The sequence below is a fragment of the Vibrio sp. 10N.247.311.51 genome (assembly GCF_041467855.1).
Taxonomy (GTDB): domain Bacteria; phylum Pseudomonadota; class Gammaproteobacteria; order Enterobacterales; family Vibrionaceae; genus Vibrio; species Vibrio coralliirubri.
On the sequence record NZ_JBFSVK010000012.1, the window covers coordinates 104,953 to 122,541 of the forward strand.

Below are 17,589 nucleotides of genomic sequence, written 5' to 3' on the forward strand. Positions count from 1 at the left end.
AAAAAGCCCCAAACATGTTGTTGGGGCTCTCAATCTCATACTAAATTACGTTTCACCCTATTTAGGATTACTTAGCACCTAGAGAAGGCGCAGTTTTAGCGTGAGTTAGGTATAGAGGAACACACGTCATTAGTAGACCACCAACGATGTTACCTAGGATTGTTGGGATAAGGTTGAAGTTCAACCATGTCGCGATACCAAAATCAGCGCCAAGAATCATACCTAGTGGGAATAGGAACATGTTTACTACTGTGTGCTCAAATACGAGTGCGAAAAAGATGAAGATTGGGAACCACATCATTGCTACACGGCCAGACACTGTGCGTGCAGTCATGTTACCAATCACACCTAGACATACCATAAGGTTACAGAAGATGCCGCGTACGAAACACGTGATCCATCCGTCCATACCCATGTTTTCAAAACCTAGGCTACGACCCGTAGAAACAGCAATGAACTTTTGAGCAACAGCGTTTGGTTCTAGAGAGAAGTTACCTGTTAAAGAAACAGCAACTAGGAAAGCAACAATCAAAGAACCGATAAGGTTACCAAGACCAACAATACCCCAACAACGTAGGATACGACCCCAAGTGATACCTGGGCGGTTGTCGAATTTCGCTAAAGGTGCAAGGCCGAAAACGCCAGTTACTAGGTCATAACCCATTACACTTAGAATCACGAAGCCAACTGGGAACACAAGCGCGCCAACAAGGCCAATACCGGTTTGAACCATTGCTGTAATAGCAACAACAACCGCTAGAGAAAGAATGATACCAGCCATAGTGCTTCGAATCAGAAGATCGCGAGTACTTGTTTTCGTTTTCGCTTCACCCACATCAATCATCGTTTGAACGAATTCAGCTGGTTTGTAATCAGGAGACATAAGGTTGTCCTTAAAAAGTTTAAATTAAAAGTTAAAATTGGATAGGAAAAGGCTCTAGTTGCCGAGTTAAGGCAATATCGAGAACTAGAACCCTTGAACTATCAAATCTTATTCATCCGAAGATTAAGCAGAGATTTCTACAGCGCCTTTGGCAACACGAGCTTTATACGCTTTCACGTTAAAGTTCTCGTCTTCCATGCACACACCTGTTGCTAGGTTAAAGCGTTGCTTCTTAAGTGGGCTTGCCACCCAAAGCTCTTCTTTGTGCTCAACAATCAAACCACGTGATAACACGTTAGATTGGAAGTATGGGTCTGTGTTGCTAATCGCGAATACTTCTTCAGCCTTCGTTGGGCGGAAGATAGCTACTTGCTCACCACCAACCAATGCACAAACACCTGTACCTGGGATAATGTCTTCGATCTTACAAACTTTGGTAAATGCCATGATGTCGTCTCCCCTTAAACAGATTCTACGTGAATGATGTCGCCCTGATGCCTTGAAGTAATGGCTTCAGGGTGTTTCTCAGTGAATGTTGCTGGACGGTGTTGTTCACGGCCATCTTCAACAAACACAACGTTATCATCACGGTCATCAGCATTGATGAAGTGTGCGAAGCGCTTAAGTTGAGCCTCGTCGTTGATTGTATCTGTCCATTCACAAGCGAAGTTATCAACTAGGCCAGAAATGTCAGTTTCAAGTTGGTCATTGATACCAAGCTTGTTGTCTACAATCACTTCACGTAGGTAATCAACACCACCTTCTAGGTTGTCCATCCATACCGAAGTACGTTGTAGTGGCGCAGCCGTACGGATGTAGAACATCATGAAACGGTCGATGTACTTGATTAGCGTTTCTTGGTCTAGGTCGCTTGCCAGTAAGTCTGCGTGACGAGGTTTCATACCACCGTTACCACATACATACATGTTCCAACCTGCGTCAGTCGCGATAATACCTAAGTCTTTACCTTGAGCTTCAGCACACTCACGAGTACAACCAGACACACCAAACTTCATCTTATGAGGAGTACGGATGCCTTTGTAACGGTTCTCGATCATCACGCCTAGGCCAACTGAATCTTGAACGCCGTAACGACACCAAGTAGAACCTACACATGTTTTCGCCATACGAAGTGCTTTTGCGTAAGCTTGACCAGTTTCGTAGCCTGCAGCGATTAACTTCTTCCAGATTGCTGGTAAGTCATCTTTTTGAGCACCGAACAGACCAATACGTTGTGCGCCCGTGATCTTGGTGTACAGGTTGTATTCAGCAGCAACATCCGCAAGAACGCTTAGCGCTTGTGGTGTTACTTCACCACCCGCCATACGAGGGATAACAGAGTAAGTACCGTCTTTTTGCATGTTACCTAGGAAGTTATCGTTGGTATCGTGCAGCTTCACTAGCTCAGGCTTAAGGATGTGCTCACCCCAGCAAGAAGCAAGGATAGAACCCGCTAGAGGCTTACATACTTCACAGCCGTAGCCTTTACCGTATTTCTCTAGTAGCTCATCGAACGTTTTGATTTCTTCAATACGAATCAGGTGGAAAAGCTCTTGGCGAGAGTAAGCAAAGTGCTCACACACGTCGTTCTTCACTTCTACACCAGCTTTAGCAAGTTCAGCGTTTAATACTGAAGTCACAAGTGGAATACAACCACCACAACCCGTACCTGCGCCTGTTACTGCTTTGATATCACCAATGGTGTGGTGACCTTCAGCAACCGCTTGAGCAATCTTGCCTTTCGTTACATCGAAACAAGAACAGATAACAGCAGACTCAGGAAGAGAATCAGCGCCAAGTGTTGGCTTTTCAGCACCAGCGTGAGCAGGAAGAATCAATGCATCTGGGTGTTCTGGTAGGTCGATTTCGTTCAGCATTAACTGAAGAAGATCACCATAATCAGACGTATCACCTACCATCACTGCGCCAATAAGCTTCTTATTGTCTTCAGAAACGATGATACGCTTATAAACTTCTTGCTCTTCGTTTTGGTAAACGTAGCTCTTACAGCCAGGAGTGCGGCCGTTTGCATCACCGATAGAACCTACTTTCACGCCTAGAAGCTTAAGCTTCGCAGACATGTCCGCACCTTCAAATGTGCTTTCGTTACCAACAACATGGTCAACAGCAACAGTCGCCATTTTGTAGCCAGGAGCAACAAGGCCGTAGAACGTTTGGTTCCAAGACGCACATTCACCGATAGCGTAAATATCTTTATCAGTCGTTTGACAGTGATCGTTAATCTCGATACCGCCACGAGGTGCAATACCTAGACCCATTTGACGAGCAAGTTTGTCTTGTGGGCGAATACCAGCAGAGAATACGATGAAATCAGTTTCTAGCTCTGTACCGTCTGCAAAACGCATTACGTTACGAGCTTCAGTGCCTTCAGGAGCAATCTCAAGCGTGTTCTTACTTGTATGTACGTTTACGCCCATACGTTCGATTTTTTGACGAAGTTGGTTACCACCCGCTTGGTCAAGTTGCTCAGCCATTAGCTTAGGAGCAAACTCAACAACGTGTGTTGTCACGCCAAGTGCTTTTAGTGCGCCTGCCGCTTCAAGACCAAGTAGACCGCCACCAACTACCACACCAGACTTTGAGTTCTTAGCCGTTGCTTCGATAGCTTTCAGATCTTCGATTGTGCGGTAAACGAAACAGTCTTTACCTTCGTTGCCTTTAATTGGCGGTACGAATGGGAAAGAACCGGTAGCAAGGATAAGTTTGTCGTATTGAATTTCACGACCAGTGCTTGAGTAAACCGTTTTCTTTTCACGGTTAACGTTAATAGCACGTTCGCCGATCAGCATATTGATGCCATGTTTCTCGTAGAAGCCTTCTTTAACTAAAGAAAGTTCGTCTGCAGTGTGGTGTGAAAAGTAAGAAGAAAGGTGTACACGATCATAAGCTACACGTGGTTCTTCACAGAACACCGTGATGTCCATGTTTGCAACATCTGTCTTCTCGACTAAATCTTCGATATAGCGATGGCCGACCATCCCGTTACCGATTACGACTAGCTTCATCTTGCTCATAAGAATTCCTGAAGGTTATATATTTCTTAACTGAGCGAATAATGAATTATGAAAGAAAATGAAAATATGATGTAAATCAATTACGAAATCGAACTACCCTAAAGGGGTAGGACAAAAGAGGTAGATCTGCTGATTTATCATACGAAGCAAACGAATAACCGTAGGTTTAATAAGGTTTAGCGGGGTTTTATATACACTTTCGTGCAGTAGATAAGATGTTGTAAATTTTCACATTAGGTTAGCAGTAACGCAGTTAAATAACAATCATTTTCATTTGCGTGTGAGTTTACGATAAACAAAATTACTCATACTCCTCATTAATGAAAAAGTATGAGTAATTATGAAGTTCTAGAAAACGCAGTTCAACAACCGACAAAAATCTATAGTTAAACTCTGTTAGGTGTCTAGCGAACAATATATCTAGTGAGCAAGAGGTGATAACAGCTCAGGGTTAACCACCAAGTTTCTCACACCGTGGGCGTGATCTTCGTTGAAGTCATTGCCTTCACACCAGCTCCCCACTGTCGCGATGTTTACTTTCGCTACTTGTGGACGAACGCTCCATGTTACTTGGAAAGGTGAACCTTGCTCATTATAACCAGGACCCGTTGTAGAGCCTGCGTATTGAATCGCTGAGCCCGTATCTTGTGGGATGTTTGGCGCTTGGTGTAAGCCGTTCACTTTTGAATGTTTAGCGAGCGCTTCAAAGTCGAGTGCTTTGTCGTCATTCACTAATACGTAAACTTGGGTTTCTACACGCAGTTGCGGGTTGGTAATCGCGTCGTTAAAACAAGCGCCCAATGTTTCACCCGGTTCAACTTGCGCGGTTGAATAAACATAGTGAACTTCAATGGTGTCACCCGAATGCAAAGAACCATGATCGCTCGGACAAACCTTGCCCTCAAATGGTTTCAGCTCAGCAGAACTCAACTTGCCTGTGTATTTAAAGCCACTCTGGAATCCCTTACCATCACCATTGCCAGCGTATTGAGTAAACTCGCCGCCTTTGTGCTCAGCGTTCTTATGGAAGTGAATATTACATAGGTTCATTGCTGTTGAATCAGGGGCATCCGAAAACAGCCTGGTATTTGTTCCTTTCAATGAACCCAAATCTCGTGGGGCTTGCGGGCCAAAACCTTGCCCGTGGGTGTTTTCAGAAAGCTTCGCTCTTTGCTCTGCGATAACACCATCTGATACAGACTCATGGCTCGTGTCTGATGCATTTGCATGAGCTGACAACATCACCATCGCGACACTTAAAAACACACTCTTATTCTTCATTTTTCTTCCCTAGAATATTGATAACTAAACCTAACCGCACTTAACAGCAAACATCTTACTATGCTCGTAAGTGAATATAAGATTTGTCTTTGTAAGATTAGATTTCATTGCTTACTTTGGGATGAGTATTAGAACCCTTGATGCATATAACAAGTCAAACAGGGTAAATTCGGCGAGTCCCTTCCAGAACTAATAATTTCCTATTTTCGTTAACCGTCGCCTGACTCAAACGCTCAGATGAGTAAACACGATTCTTAGTTAGAACGGTGGCCAGATTTAGAAGATCAAAAAAGGCGAACCACTTGGCTCGCCTTTACGTCTCATTCTATCTATTAGGTTGGCGTTCTTGGTTAACGGTTTAACCATTTCCGGTGGCAAATATCCCAAACGTCATGACGTTCAATGTATCTGTCACGCCCTCTAGTGATTTAATCACGGTCTTAGTCGGTTTGTTATGACGAATAAAATAGCTTCCGATGCCTTTTTCACCGCCACTCTTAGCATCGCTTTCCGTTGTTTCTGTCGCTGCTATTTGGGAGGGTTCCACAGGTTCTGGCTCTGCATTGGCGTGAGTTATCGTGTCTTTATTTGAATCAAGGTTTGAGTTTGATTCATGATCAGTTATTGGTTGATGATTAACGAACGACTCATGGGAAGATTCAAGGTTGGTCTCAGCACTTGTATCAATTGCAACATCGACATTGCGCTCTTCTTCCAAGCTTTTCGACATTGCGTCTTCGTTGCTCAATGTATTGTCGTCTAGCTGATTATTACTCGTGGAAGAACAAGCTGTTAAGAAAAACAGGCTAACGATGAATATGAGTAAGTTTCTCATCATAGTGATAAAGCACGAATTAATAAAACATTGTTCGATTGTAATTCATTTGATTGACTACATCCAGCACCAAGCAGCGTAAAAGTGAAATGTCATGTTCTTGAAGAGTAAACAAAAGCGTACGATTTCAGGCCTAGAACTGATAATTCGAGACTTCAATCAGGTTGCCATCAGGATCTCGGATATAAACAGAGACAATTTTTCCTATTGCACCTGTTCGTGGTACGGGCCCTTCTTCTATCACGACGCCTTGCGCTTGGATATGTTCGACAACTTCAGCAATTGGTGTATTGGTAACAAAGCATAGGTCTGCACTTCCGACCTGAACACGCCTTGCCTTTGGATCGAACTCGCTGCCACTTAGGTGTAAATTGATCTTCTGCGTCCCAAATGACAACGCTAACCTGCCCTCACCAAATTCGATGGGCTTCATTCCAAGCACCCGTTGGTAAAAGTCGACCGTAACTTGTAAATCACTCACGGTTAATACCAAATGATCCAACTGACTGATTTCCATCATTACCTTCCTGTAACTAAGAGTGATAAGGGCTTATTGGCGGTGACTAGGCTTTGTTAGGTGAACAATGTCATTCGGCAACCCACATAACTCATAACAGACATGTAGGTTGGAATGACTTAACTTAGCCTTCGCGCTTACTGAGCGTGTAGGAAACTAAACTATCATCACCTACCTTGAACACCCAAACATTCTCGCCATCTACAAATTGAAATTGATTGGTTGATTCAGTCGGCTTTAATTTACCAATAAATTCAGACAATACTGGCCCGTTGATAATAAAGCTTCCTTCTGAAATATTCGCATCCAGATCGCCCTTTCACTCTCCCGCCGTTTGGCCCGTCACAGATACAACCAGTGCTAGATAATATTTAGACCAAAGACGTTTTTTACATCGAACAATACCTTTTGCATTCTTTCCCTAGAGACTTGGGTGCCATTGCGTAAAATTTCGATGAGTTGCGCTTTATCATCCAGTAACTCTGATCTTCTTTCACGAATAGGGCGAAGCATCTCTTGTAAGCACTCTTCCAACACTTTCTTAGTTTGTCCATCGCCTAGCCCACCTCTTTGATAATGCTCCTTTAGTTGACTGACATAGTTAGCGTCTGTGTGAAAAGCATCAAGATAAGTGAACACGATATTGCCTTCTACTTTGCCTGGGTCTTCAATTCGTAGATGATTTGGATCGGTATACATGGATTTAACGGCAGCTCTGATCTCTTTCTCTGTCGCACCAAGATTAATGGCGTTACCCATCGATTTAGACATCTTACTTTTACCATCGGTACTAGGGAGGCGAGATGCATTGCTGAGAAGTGGTCTGCATTCATTCAAGATTGGTTTGCCAGCGAGCGAATTAACCTTTCTTACAATCTCATTGGTTTGTTCTAACATCGGCAGTTGATCATCACCGACAGGCACTAAAGTCGCGTTGAAAGCGGTGATGTCTGCCGCCTGTGAGATGGGATAAGTGAGGAAGCCTGCTGGAATTGAACGTCCAAACTCTTTGTTCTGAATTTCGCTTTTGACCGTTGGATTACGTTCCAAGCGAGCGATAGAAACAAGATTGCTGTAAAACATGGTGAGCTCAGCTAACACCGGCAACTGTGATTGCAGACAAATCGTGGTCTTGGTCGGATCGATACCCACCGCAAGATAATCAGCGACCACATTCAGAATATTGGACGAAACCTTCGAAGGATTATGGGCATTGTCGGTAAGCCCTTGCATGTCGGCAACCAATATCGTTTGGTCGTGAATATGCTGCAAAGAAACTCTTTGTTTAAGTGAACCGACGTAATGACCCAAATGCAAAGGCCCAGTTGCTCTATCGCCAGTCAGAATGATTTCAGGCTTGTTGGTATAGCTGTTGCTGTCGATATGGCTGTTTGAGTTGGTATTCATGGTGTATCTCCAAGTTAGAAAGGCTACTGGAGATAAAAAGAGGCGACATTTTTGATGACATTCTTAGCTACCGTCCAGCAGCTAAAGAATGTGAGTATTCCGTGCTGCTCTGTTAAGAGCACCACCAAAAGAAAATTGAAGTTGAAGCAGAATTAAATTTCATGGTTAAAACCTATCAACAATACAGACGAGCGACAACTGTTATTTACGCGCACCAAGAAAATAGGTTTTAAGATTAACAGGTTATAGGCTTAATCTTTACTGGAACACAGTTCAGTGATTCGGTCACACATAGCTTGGTTGACTGTGAAGTGGGTGTTGAGGAATGCTAGTTGGGCAAGTGCCGATTCAGCGGTGCGCTCGTAGCCTTGGGTAAAGGTTGGTAGCAATTGGGCAAACTTAGGGAAGCGTGCTTCTAGCCTTCTATCCGACATAAATTCATCAACGAATTCAGGCTCAGAATGCTCAGTTTGATCCACAAGATCAATCAAACGATCGAGTGCGTAAGATTGAACGAACCGACTGCCCGACAGCTTTTCGCCTCGGTTATAACGAGACATACCCACATAAAGATTGGTTAGAGCCTCACCAATGATCCACTCTTGGGCGTTTGCGTGTGCTTCGCCTTTTGCTGGTGGAACACAACACTGCGTATCAAATTCAGGTTGCTGCCAAACAATACGACCTTCAGCAAATGGAATATGCGCTAACTCGTGTGGTTCAAACACCGCAAACTCACAAAAGATTCCGTCAGCGTACAGGACTTTATAGCCATCGACGGTGTTCCTTACGGCATAGTCGATTGGGTGAATGTCTGAGAGCCAATGCAAGCTGTCTAAGAAATACTGCTTGTGCCCTGTTTGCACTATCGCGAAAAAATCGACATCTGAATACTGATCAAGTCGTTCTGTTTCAATACCTACTGAGCCCAACCCCAGCAAAGCATGAGCCTTACCCGATGCTTCTAAAGACTCCCCAATCGCATCTAAACGCTGGAGTAATTTTTCTGGTGTGTTTATGTGTCTTGTCTGCATCACTTTATCCGTTTGCATTGCTCAATCCCTATCAAGTTGAATGCCACTCAACCTAACTGATAGTTAGAACATCTAAGAAGCTTAATTTATAAAATGTGTGTTTTGGATAACGATCTGCGCAAGTTATTGCTTCATTTAAACTCATAAATCATCCACCAGAGTCCGACTTTCTATCCGATTTACATCGAAGACTTGGCTAAATACGCTGTCATTTCTTGTGGTGGCACCATGCCTCCGCCTGTCGCCCACACAAGGTGTGTTGCATTCGCTAGCGTCGACTCATCAATCTGTAGGCGAGCTAGGTACTCACTATTTTGCTCAACATGAATCGCACCCGGCATGCCCGCTAGCGCTGAAGGCTCAAGTTGAATGCTCTCTGCTTGATTCAGTTCACCTAACAATTGGTACATGCGTTCATCGGTTAATGTGTAATAGCCATCAAGTAAACGCTCCATCGCGCGACCCACGAAACCTGAAGCCCGACCCACCGCCAAACCGTCTGCGGCGGTGAGGTTATCGATACCAAGATCTTGCACCGCTATCTCATCATGCAAACCGGTATGAACACCCAACAGCATGCAAGGTGAATGGGTCGGTTCAGCAAAAATACAATGGACATGGTCGCCAAAGGCCATCTTCAAGCCAAATGCCACACCACCGGGGCCACCACCTACTCCACATGGCAAGTAAACAAATAACGGGTGTTCTTTATCTACTGAAATGTGTTGTTGCTCAAATTGCTGTTTGAGCCTTTGCCCTGCCACCGAGTAGCCAAGGAACAGGGTTTGCGAGTTTTCATCATCAATGAAAAAGCATCGAGGATCTTGCTCTGCCTCTTTGCGACCTTGTTCTACTGCAACGCCATAATCTTGTTCATACTCAACAACGTTGACGCCATGCTCACGAAGTTTGCTTTTCTTCCAAGCTCTCGCATCTGCCGACATATGAACAGAGACAGTAAAGCCCAATTTGGCACTCATGATACCGATCGACATGCCTAGATTGCCTGTGGAGCCAACCGCAATGCTGTATTGTTGGAAGAAGTCACGAAACTCAGGTTCGAGCAACTTACTGTAGTCATCGCTCTCACACAGTAACCCTGCTTCAATCGTAAGCTTCTCGGCATGCGTTAGTACTTCATAAATACCGCCACGCGCTTTGATTGAACCTGAAATCGGTAAATGGCTATCTTTCTTCATCATCAAACGCCCTTTAATAGGATGCTGATAATGCGCTTCCAATACTGCTTTCATAGATGGAATGTCAACAAGCTCTGACTCGATGATGCCATTGGTCATTTGAGTTTCCGGAAACGCTTTAGCTAGATAAGGAGCAAACCTTTGTAGCCTCATGCTCGCATCGTGAATATCTTGTTCGCCTAATTCCACATAGGGTAAACCTTGCTCCAAAGTCGTGATGTTTGGGTTAAACCAAGTCACTTCATCGAGTGCAGCTAATCGTTGAAGCAGTGGGAAATCTGAGATGAGCTTGTCGATATTCAATACAGTCATGGGTGACCTTTTCTGGCTAAGCGCATACAGCGCTGGTTCAATCAATAGTAAACCTATTTAAACGGTATTTTGGTGTTTGTTCAACCGACGAAAAATCACACTTACATGAACTGAATTCATCTATAAATCAAAATTTCGGGAATTGACGCAACCAAAGTAACTTATGATTAACTATGAGTCATAGATAGAGCTATGATATGACATTGACGATGTGTATCGAAATCCTCTTGCTTGAATCAAGGTGCCCTTAACGAAATGTATAGCGAAGACAGCCTGTACTCTAAAAATCAACGCTTAAACAGCCACCAGCTGTCAAAACTGCACACGTTTGAAGTGGCCGCTCGACATGGTTCTTTTTCACTTGCAGCCCAAGAGCTATCGATGACACCAAGTGCGGTTTCTCATCGTATCAACAAACTCGAAAGAGAGATGGATATACAGCTGTTTGAACGTGCGCACCGCAGAATCACACTGACAAGCGAAGGCAAACGCATCTATGCCGCATTGAGCCGCACCTTGAATGATCTAAACCAAGAGATTTTAGATGTTAAGAACGAAGAAATATCGGGCACACTCACGATCTATTCACGACCGACATTTGCGCAGAGTTGGCTAGTGCCTCGGATAGCGAACTTCAAACAACGTTACCCATCAATCACATTGAAACTACTCACTGGTAATGAAAATATCAGCTTTCAAGGGCACGGTATCGATATTGCTATCTACTTCGATGATCTTTTTCCCGATAAACTTTTCTGCCAAGCATTCATGCACGAGAGCATGACTCCGGTTTGTACCGCTCAATACGCTGAATTACACGGGCTTAATCAACAACCAGAGAACCTCAATCGAGCAACGTTACTGCACGACAACCAAGCATGGAACTACGACTCAAACCGCAATGAATGGGAAGTGTGGGCACAAGCGAACCAACTCGGTACTGTACAGTCCAGCTCAAATATGGAATTTGACCGTTCAGATCTCGCGATACTGGCAGCCATAAACAATGCCGGCATTGCGATTGGACGATATAGCGTTGTATCAAAATATCTTGAAGACAATACGCTTATCGCGCCATTTAGCGAACCACCCGTCACGTGTAAACAACAGTACTATTTTGCGACGCCTTCAGAACACCAATCACCAAAAGTTAAAATGTTTATTGAATGGGCTTTAGAGCAAAGAGATCAGATGTAGGTGCGTATACTCGGATCGTGTGAATAGTGCGGATTATGTGGAATATGAGAATTCTTGGCTCAACCAGCTCTTTTTAGCAGCGGTAATTGTTTATACATTCAATGATCTGTAGGCTAGCCTGTCTTCTCATAAGCAAACAGTAGAACAACCTATGAGCGCCTCTCTTCGTAATAGCATTTTCGTGATGTTAGGGATTCTATTCCTAGCACTTAACCTTCGTGGGCCTTTTACGAGCTTGGCTCCTGTGCTTTCTCAGGTTATGGAAGGCCTCAACCTTACGTCGTCGGCTGCTGGCTTCTTAACGGCTTTGCCACTGTTAACTTTTGCCTTGTTCTCACCCTTAGTCACCAAGATATCCCAACGAATTGGTCTAGAGCCTAGCCTGTTATTAGGCTTAGTTCTGATCACGACCGGAATTACACTGCGCTCTGCTGGGTTAATCCCAACCTTGTATATCGGCACGGTGATGATTGGGCTCGGCATCGCGATTGGTAATGTGTTGTTACCCGTTGTAGTGAAAATTAGCTTCCCGACACGCATCGCTACTGTGACTTCTTTGTACATCTTTACGATGGGCATAGGCTCGACGTTAGGCTCAAGTTTGATGGTGCCATTTTCAGAACTTACCTTGTTCACCATGACAGGTTGGCAATTAGCGCTGTTAATGAACTTGGTATTTCCAATATTAGCTTTGATAATCTGGTTGCCTAAAATCAGAAAACGCTCATCTTCTGCCGACACTAACAAGCAACAAGACAAACCTCTACCAATGAAGAAGATGATTAAAAGCGGCGTAGCGTGGCAAGTAACGCTAGCGCTTGGGCTTAACTCATTTACCTTCTACTCTTTGGCTGGGTGGTTGCCACAAATATTGAACGATCTTGGCTACAGCGAAATCGACGCGGGCTACATCTACGGTTTCCTTCAATTTTCAACGATGGTTCCGGGGCTACTGTTACTGCCGTTCTTAGCCAAAAGTGACAATCAACAATGGCTCATCACTCTGTGTGCATCGAGTGTATTTGTTGGATTGATTGGTCTTCTGTATTTGCCTGAGTTTGCGATTTTTTGGGTGGGACTGTTCGGATTAGCCAATTGCTCGACGTTTATTATCGCGCTCTCTTTTGTTGGCTTGCGTACATCGAATAGCAGCCAAGCCGCATCATTGTCGGGTATGGCTCAGGGAATCGGTTATGCATTGGCAGCCACTGGTCCTACGCTGGTGGGTAAGCTTCATGCTCAGACAGATTCTTGGAGTGTGCCTATTCTGCTGATCGCATCAGTTGCCTTTGCGTGTACGATTTTCGCGGCATTGGCAGCACGAGATGAGAAAGTGAGCGTTTAAGCCAAACAGAATGATTATGGCGTCGCGACTTTATTTGCTCGCGACTCTATGGCTGACGACGGTCTTGATGTATTCACTTGGCGACAAACCAAATTTGCCTTTAAAGCGCTGACTAAAACGCCCTTCCGATTGGTAACCGCAAGACTGAGCCAACATCGCCACATTCTGCTGTCCGTTTTGCATCAGATAAAGCGCGTGACTCAAGCGAACTTCAGCTAATACCTCACGATATTGCATACCTTCCAGTTTGAGCTTTCGGATCAGCGTGGCTCGGCTCATCGCAAAACGCTCCGCCACCGACTCTAATGGATGCTTCTCATCTGGTGAATGTGAAAGATAATGGCTAAGCTTTTGGCTAAACGAGACGTTGGCACTGGCAAACAGTCGATGCAACACCCCTTTTTCGGCCAATTGCTGGTACAAGCCCTGCAACCAATACTGTTGAGTCTCTTTGCTCATGCTCGGTGTATCAAACGAGAACAGAGCATTGAGTGAGTCTTGTAAGTTTCGATCCGCTTTTACTGTAGGCAGTCCCAGATCATTCGAGCGTTCCTCACTTAAATCAAGCATCGCCTGAGAAGGTTGGAATTGGAAGCTGAACACTCGCGACAAGAAGCGCCCTTTGTGGGGCATGTTCTCAAAACTTAGTGAAGCAGATGCCTCACACAAAAGCAGCTCAGAATTCGAAAGTGCGGCCGCTGAGTCTTTCCAAAACAGGCGCTTACTGCCTGTAATGATCTGAATGATACTAGGGGATAGAATCCTCACATTACGCAGCTTTTGTAACTGCTCTGCACGAAAGATCGTCACTTGATATTGATGATTCATCTAATCCCCTTGTTTACTTATTATCAACGTGTATAAGTCGCGGTCAGTTTCGCTTTGTCTAAAGCCATGCTGTTCAACGTGAATCCAACCACAGCCGACGGCGTGTTTTCGTCGAGGTTAAGTTTGTCCGTTGGTAATGCCCAAACCGTGAACTGGTAACGGTGCATACCATCTTTTTCTGGAGGACAAACGCCACCGTAGCCAACTGTTCCGTAATCAATGCGACCTTCTTTGCCACCCAACTTAGAGATATCGACACCACGAGGTAGCTCGTTCACAGTTGCTGGGATATCAAACGCAACCCAATGCCAGAAGCCACTTTCAGTCGGTGCATCTGGATCATACGCTGTGATAGCAAAGCTTTTGGTGCCTGCTGGTGCATCTTTCCACATTAATTGTGGTGATAGGTTATCGCCGTCACAACCCCAACTTGAGTATTCAAAAGTCTTCGCCATTGGGTGACCTTCTTGAATATCGTTGCTGGTTAATTCGAACGCCTGAGCAGAGCCTGCGGCCAAAATACTGATTGCCAATACTGATTTGATGATGAGTTTCATAATGGTTCCTCTTATTAGGTATGAGCCCAGTATAGTCCCCTCTACACACCCAACAATGACAATAAGTACACAATTATCTAATTTACGTCAAACAAATGATACTTACTGTATTTTTACTTTATTATTTAAAAGCATGACCCACTCGACAATTTGTTGTTAAAAGAACACTTGTTGACATTCAGGTTACAAATCGCGCCCGAAACTCTTTAGACTCGCCCCACGACTTTTAACGAGAATGATTGGATGCGCAGGTTTACATTATCTCTTTGCTTGATCTTTTGGCTCCCAACTCTAGCCAATGCCCAAAGTTTGCAAGATAAGTGGCAAACTCTGTATCAACTGAGCTGGCAATCATCCCCAATCTTAGTATCTCAACAAGAGTTAGCTCAGTATCCGAAAGTTTTGCTTCATGAACGTAGCCGCTATCCTGATTTCAACCAATTCAGTTGGGATGACATCGCAGCGTTAGCGTCAATGCAGGATCACTGCCAAGCAATTGAAAACAGTAACCCTTCATTACATGATGCCATCGAGTTTGAGCTCGCCTTATGTCAACAACAAGCATTGGATTCGATTTGGTTTGCAGCACACTCAAAGCGACACCCTGCCGGTGGCAGCTTTGCTGATCGTTATTTGGCAGCTTACCCAGACGTAAGCGAGCAAATACGCCCGTTTTTGAGCATTACCAACCCACAGCACCCTTTATATACCAAGCTAGAAACGCTAAACGCTCAAGGCAGAGAAGCACTGCTCAATGGATACCGCGCTTGGCAACAAGATGATGTGCTTTGGTTGAGTGGCGAACAAGGCTGGAAAGCCATTCCCTTAGATGTTTGGCAACCTATCGCAGACCAGCAAGAGGTATCTTTGGCAGGTGAAACCTGTACTTTTCGTTACAGCAACGTGTGCTTAAGTGAGCCTAGCAATGACAACCTGATCATGAAAACCTTGATATTTACATTGCTGCTAACGTTGCTTTCCGGCCTCGCTAGAGTCTTATACCTAAGAACAAAACAACGAAAAGAGAGGCAGTTCGTTTTACAGCTTCTAACTCATGAACTGCGCACACCCATTACTAGCCTAGGCTTAACCGTCGAAATGTTTAGAAATCGCTACGATGACTTTTCTGATGAAACTCAAAGTGCGGTTTGGCGTTTAATATCTGACTATCAAAGGCTCTCTCAACTCACCGAAAACAGCAAAGTGTACCTAAGTTCAGATCAGTCAGAGCCTTTGTTGAAGCAAAACGCTTCATTAGAAGAGTGGCTCGATCATGTATGTGAAAAGCACAATATTTCTTATCAATGTGAAGCGCGTGAGTTTGAACTGAACCTTCCCTATTACTGGCTAACCATCTGCTTGGATAATCTAATCAAGAATGCCAAACAACACGGTAAAGGCGAGGTTTTGGTAAAGGTCGAACTCGGAGACAAGCTGACGATTGAGGTACAAGACGAGGGGCACTTCCCTTCGTCGATACAACGACTCATGTCCCGTGTCACGCCAAGTGAAGCGCACAAACTGGATAACATGGGCATTGGCCTGACTATTGTCGAGCACTTGATGAAGCAAGTGAATGGCCGCCTCATTATTCTTCGTAACCCAACCCGATGTATTTTGGAAATTGCTTATGAACACCCTACTGCTGATTGAAGACGACCAACTGCTTGGACAAGGCCTCGTCAGCTTCTTTGAATCCAATGGTTACCAATGTCTTTGGGCGAAGGATTCAGAGAGTGCCAGTAAGCAATGGTTTCGAGCCGACCTTGTGATATTGGATCGACAGCTTGAAGATGGTGACAGCTTGCAACACCTTCCAAACTGGTTGCTCCTCAAAGCGCTGCCTGTGATTGTGTTAACCGCTAAAGTAGAAGTTCAACAACGTGTTGAAGGATTAATGGCGGGAGCCAAAGATTACGTGACTAAGCCATTTTCGAACGACGAATTGCTCGCTCGAGTCATTACCCAGCTTCGTCCGTTAGGTGTGAGCCACTTAAATTACGCAAATATCCAAATCAACTTGTCGGAACGGATCGCTTATCTGGATGAAAGCCCAATCACGTTGAAACCTAAGGAGTTTCAGCTATTGGTACTGTTTGTTCAGAACCAAGGTCGTGTGTTTCACCGAGATGAATTACTCAATAAAATTTGGGGGTATCAGGCCTTTCCAAGTACCCGAACTATTGATAATCACATACTGCGCTTACGCCAGAAGCTGCCAACATTAAATATCGAAACACATCGCGGCGTTGGTTACCGCTTAGCCGGGGAATCATAATGAAAGTTACTTCGTTAGCCGCACTGCTCTGCACCTTGCCGCTCGTAAGTCATGCGGCATGGTTTACCGACACGCCATTGCAGCACACCTATCAATCTCTGCTTGATGACCAGCCTCAAGTTGCGTGGCAAGAGCTGCAAATCGCACTCGATCAACAAACACTCGATAGTGAGTTTTGGCTGCCAGTCAAACAAGAGATATTAAGCCAGACTCAATGTGGAACCTCACTAAAACAAAGTGCTGAGCCAAAACACCACATCCAAGTCAGCTTCATTCGACGCTATGGCCTGTCATCGCACGGTTATCAAATCAAAGTCTCTGCCGAGCAACTCAACAAAGGCTTAGAAACCCAAACTCTTTCTTTGGTATCGCCTAAAGGTAAAGTCCTTCTCGATGGGCAACTCGCTTCCAACAATGAGTATCAGGAGATTGAAACCAATGAAATGTTCATCAAACCCGAATCTGGTGTTTATCAACTTAAGATAGGTTCAAATCACTACCCTATTATTGTCGCTTTAAATGACAGTAATCGATGGCTGACGCTCGAAAGTAAACTCAGCGAACCACATATCGTCCTCTCGCCTCCAAAGGTGATCGACAACTGCCCTGACGCTAATGTGAGTTGGCAATGGTTTGATGAAAGCTACAACCTGTTAGGTTACAAAGTGCCAATCAAAACAGCGCAAGCAGCCGTTCCCACAGAAAGTCCGCTAGGAACCAAAGCCAAGCACTTGAGTGCTTCGGTTGAAATGTTTGAATACCAAGGCGCAATTGAAGTCCAATATGTGCAACGCGTCGCCGTGCCTTTCTAATGGAATATCTCTAACGCCAAACAGAGAATAGAGACATATAGGTGACAAAGCACTAGCGCTACTTAGATG

16 protein-coding genes and 1 pseudogene are annotated in these 17,589 nt (G+C 44.6%); 5 read left to right on the forward strand and 12 right to left on the reverse strand.

Going from position 1 to position 17,589, the window contains the following annotated elements; translation table 11 throughout:
* Positions 1-67 precede the first annotated feature (67 nt).
* The 10 genes and pseudogenes from AB6E85_RS13040 to AB6E85_RS13085 all read right to left on the reverse strand — a co-directional run bounded on the left by AB6E85_RS13040 (position 68) and on the right by AB6E85_RS13085 (position 10,503).
* A complete protein-coding gene (locus tag AB6E85_RS13040) occupies positions 68-883 on the reverse strand; it encodes a formate/nitrite transporter family protein (RefSeq protein WP_017062558.1) in 816 nt (271 codons plus the stop codon).
* Between the two features lie 123 nt (positions 884-1,006).
* Entirely contained in the window at positions 1,007-1,330 is a 324-nt protein-coding gene (gene nirD / locus AB6E85_RS13045) for a nitrite reductase small subunit NirD (protein WP_017058221.1), read from the reverse strand.
* Between the two features lie 14 nt (positions 1,331-1,344).
* On the reverse strand, positions 1,345-3,918 hold the full coding sequence (gene nirB / locus AB6E85_RS13050; protein WP_372142976.1) for a nitrite reductase large subunit NirB: 2,574 nt from the start codon (positions 3,916-3,918) through the stop codon (positions 1,345-1,347).
* A gap of 420 nt (positions 3,919-4,338) precedes the next feature.
* Positions 4,339-5,199 carry a delta-class carbonic anhydrase gene (locus tag AB6E85_RS13055; RefSeq protein WP_372142977.1) on the reverse strand — a complete coding sequence of 287 codons (861 nt, stop codon included), beginning with the start codon at positions 5,197-5,199 and terminating at the stop codon, positions 4,339-4,341.
* Positions 5,200-5,557: 358 nt separating this feature from the next.
* Positions 5,558-6,037, reverse strand: coding sequence for a hypothetical protein (locus tag AB6E85_RS13060; RefSeq protein WP_372142978.1), 480 nt, complete (start codon positions 6,035-6,037; stop codon positions 5,558-5,560).
* A 130-nt stretch (positions 6,038-6,167) separates the two neighbouring features.
* On the reverse strand, positions 6,168-6,551 hold the full coding sequence (locus tag AB6E85_RS13065; RefSeq protein WP_372142995.1) for a VOC family protein: 384 nt from the start codon (positions 6,549-6,551) through the stop codon (positions 6,168-6,170).
* A 124-nt stretch (positions 6,552-6,675) separates the two neighbouring features.
* A pseudogene (locus tag AB6E85_RS13070) lies at positions 6,676-6,864 on the reverse strand (hypothetical protein); the annotation flags it as partial.
* A 47-nt stretch (positions 6,865-6,911) separates the two neighbouring features.
* Positions 6,912-7,958 (reverse strand): tryptophan--tRNA ligase, encoded by a 1,047-nt coding sequence (trpS, locus tag AB6E85_RS13075; RefSeq protein ID WP_372142979.1) that lies wholly within the window; start codon positions 7,956-7,958, stop codon positions 6,912-6,914.
* A gap of 251 nt (positions 7,959-8,209) precedes the next feature.
* On the reverse strand, positions 8,210-9,010 hold the full coding sequence (locus tag AB6E85_RS13080; protein WP_372142980.1) for a hypothetical protein: 801 nt from the start codon (positions 9,008-9,010) through the stop codon (positions 8,210-8,212).
* A gap of 161 nt (positions 9,011-9,171) precedes the next feature.
* Positions 9,172-10,503 carry a D-serine ammonia-lyase gene (locus AB6E85_RS13085; protein WP_048615311.1) on the reverse strand — a complete coding sequence of 444 codons (1,332 nt, stop codon included), beginning with the start codon at positions 10,501-10,503 and terminating at the stop codon, positions 9,172-9,174.
* 255 nt (positions 10,504-10,758) lie between these two features.
* On the opposite strand from AB6E85_RS13085, the gene dsdC reads away from it, so the two are divergent.
* Positions 10,759-11,700: a DNA-binding transcriptional regulator DsdC gene (dsdC, locus tag AB6E85_RS13090; RefSeq protein WP_372142981.1), complete on the forward strand. Its 942-nt coding sequence runs from the start codon at positions 10,759-10,761 to the stop codon at positions 11,698-11,700.
* 151 nt (positions 11,701-11,851) lie between these two features.
* Positions 11,852-13,045 (forward strand): CynX/NimT family MFS transporter, encoded by a 1,194-nt coding sequence (locus tag AB6E85_RS13095; RefSeq protein ID WP_372142982.1) that lies wholly within the window; start codon positions 11,852-11,854, stop codon positions 13,043-13,045.
* 30 nt (positions 13,046-13,075) lie between these two features.
* On the opposite strand, the gene AB6E85_RS13100 is transcribed toward AB6E85_RS13095, so the two are convergent.
* Both AB6E85_RS13100 and AB6E85_RS13105 read right to left on the reverse strand, forming a co-directional pair.
* The gene (locus AB6E85_RS13100) at positions 13,076-13,873 is read right to left on the reverse strand and encodes a helix-turn-helix transcriptional regulator (protein WP_372142983.1); all 798 of its coding nucleotides are present in this window, start codon (positions 13,871-13,873) and stop codon (positions 13,076-13,078) included.
* A gap of 23 nt (positions 13,874-13,896) precedes the next feature.
* Positions 13,897-14,430: a YbhB/YbcL family Raf kinase inhibitor-like protein gene (locus AB6E85_RS13105; RefSeq protein ID WP_372142984.1), complete on the reverse strand. Its 534-nt coding sequence runs from the start codon at positions 14,428-14,430 to the stop codon at positions 13,897-13,899.
* Positions 14,431-14,673: 243 nt separating this feature from the next.
* Here AB6E85_RS13105 and AB6E85_RS13110 point away from each other — a divergent pair, with 243 nt between their 5' ends.
* Genes AB6E85_RS13110 through AB6E85_RS13120 form a run of 3 tightly spaced genes read left to right on the forward strand, consistent with a single transcriptional unit; the run spans position 14,674 to position 17,520 of the window.
* A complete protein-coding gene (locus AB6E85_RS13110) occupies positions 14,674-16,083 on the forward strand; it encodes a DUF3404 domain-containing protein (protein ID WP_372142985.1) in 1,410 nt (469 codons plus the stop codon).
* Complete coding sequence (locus AB6E85_RS13115) at positions 16,061-16,708, forward strand: response regulator transcription factor (RefSeq protein WP_372142986.1); 648 nt, start codon at positions 16,061-16,063, stop codon at positions 16,706-16,708. The genes AB6E85_RS13110 and AB6E85_RS13115 overlap by 23 nt, the downstream gene beginning before the upstream one ends.
* Positions 16,708-17,520, forward strand: coding sequence for a DUF2861 family protein (locus AB6E85_RS13120; protein ID WP_050650479.1), 813 nt, complete (start codon positions 16,708-16,710; stop codon positions 17,518-17,520). Before AB6E85_RS13115 ends, AB6E85_RS13120 begins: the two co-directional genes overlap by 1 nt.
* Positions 17,521-17,589: the final 69 nt, after the last annotated feature.

Excerpts from the sequence above, each read along its gene's own strand:
- AB6E85_RS13040 (WP_017062558.1), bottom strand. The coding sequence starts at position 883 with ATGTCTCCTGATTACAAACCAGCTGAATTCGTTCAAACGATGATTGAT.
- nirD (WP_017058221.1), bottom strand. The coding sequence starts at position 1,330 with ATGGCATTTACCAAAGTTTGTAAGATCGAAGACATTATCCCAGGTACA.
- nirB (WP_372142976.1), bottom strand. The coding sequence starts at position 3,918 with ATGAGCAAGATGAAGCTAGTCGTAATCGGTAACGGGATGGTCGGCCAT.
- AB6E85_RS13055 (WP_372142977.1), bottom strand. The coding sequence starts at position 5,199 with ATGAAGAATAAGAGTGTGTTTTTAAGTGTCGCGATGGTGATGTTGTCA.
- AB6E85_RS13060 (WP_372142978.1), bottom strand. The coding sequence starts at position 6,037 with ATGATGAGAAACTTACTCATATTCATCGTTAGCCTGTTTTTCTTAACA.
- AB6E85_RS13065 (WP_372142995.1), bottom strand. The coding sequence starts at position 6,551 with ATGGAAATCAGTCAGTTGGATCATTTGGTATTAACCGTGAGTGATTTA.
- trpS (WP_372142979.1), bottom strand. The coding sequence starts at position 7,958 with ATGAATACCAACTCAAACAGCCATATCGACAGCAACAGCTATACCAAC.
- AB6E85_RS13080 (WP_372142980.1), bottom strand. The coding sequence starts at position 9,010 with ATGCAAACGGATAAAGTGATGCAGACAAGACACATAAACACACCAGAA.
- AB6E85_RS13085 (WP_048615311.1), bottom strand. The coding sequence starts at position 10,503 with ATGACTGTATTGAATATCGACAAGCTCATCTCAGATTTCCCACTGCTT.
- dsdC (WP_372142981.1), top strand. The coding sequence starts at position 10,759 with ATGTATAGCGAAGACAGCCTGTACTCTAAAAATCAACGCTTAAACAGC.
- AB6E85_RS13095 (WP_372142982.1), top strand. The coding sequence starts at position 11,852 with ATGAGCGCCTCTCTTCGTAATAGCATTTTCGTGATGTTAGGGATTCTA.
- AB6E85_RS13100 (WP_372142983.1), bottom strand. The coding sequence starts at position 13,873 with ATGAATCATCAATATCAAGTGACGATCTTTCGTGCAGAGCAGTTACAA.
- AB6E85_RS13105 (WP_372142984.1), bottom strand. The coding sequence starts at position 14,430 with ATGAAACTCATCATCAAATCAGTATTGGCAATCAGTATTTTGGCCGCA.
- AB6E85_RS13110 (WP_372142985.1), top strand. The coding sequence starts at position 14,674 with ATGCGCAGGTTTACATTATCTCTTTGCTTGATCTTTTGGCTCCCAACT.
- AB6E85_RS13115 (WP_372142986.1), top strand. The coding sequence starts at position 16,061 with ATGAACACCCTACTGCTGATTGAAGACGACCAACTGCTTGGACAAGGC.
- AB6E85_RS13120 (WP_050650479.1), top strand. The coding sequence starts at position 16,708 with ATGAAAGTTACTTCGTTAGCCGCACTGCTCTGCACCTTGCCGCTCGTA.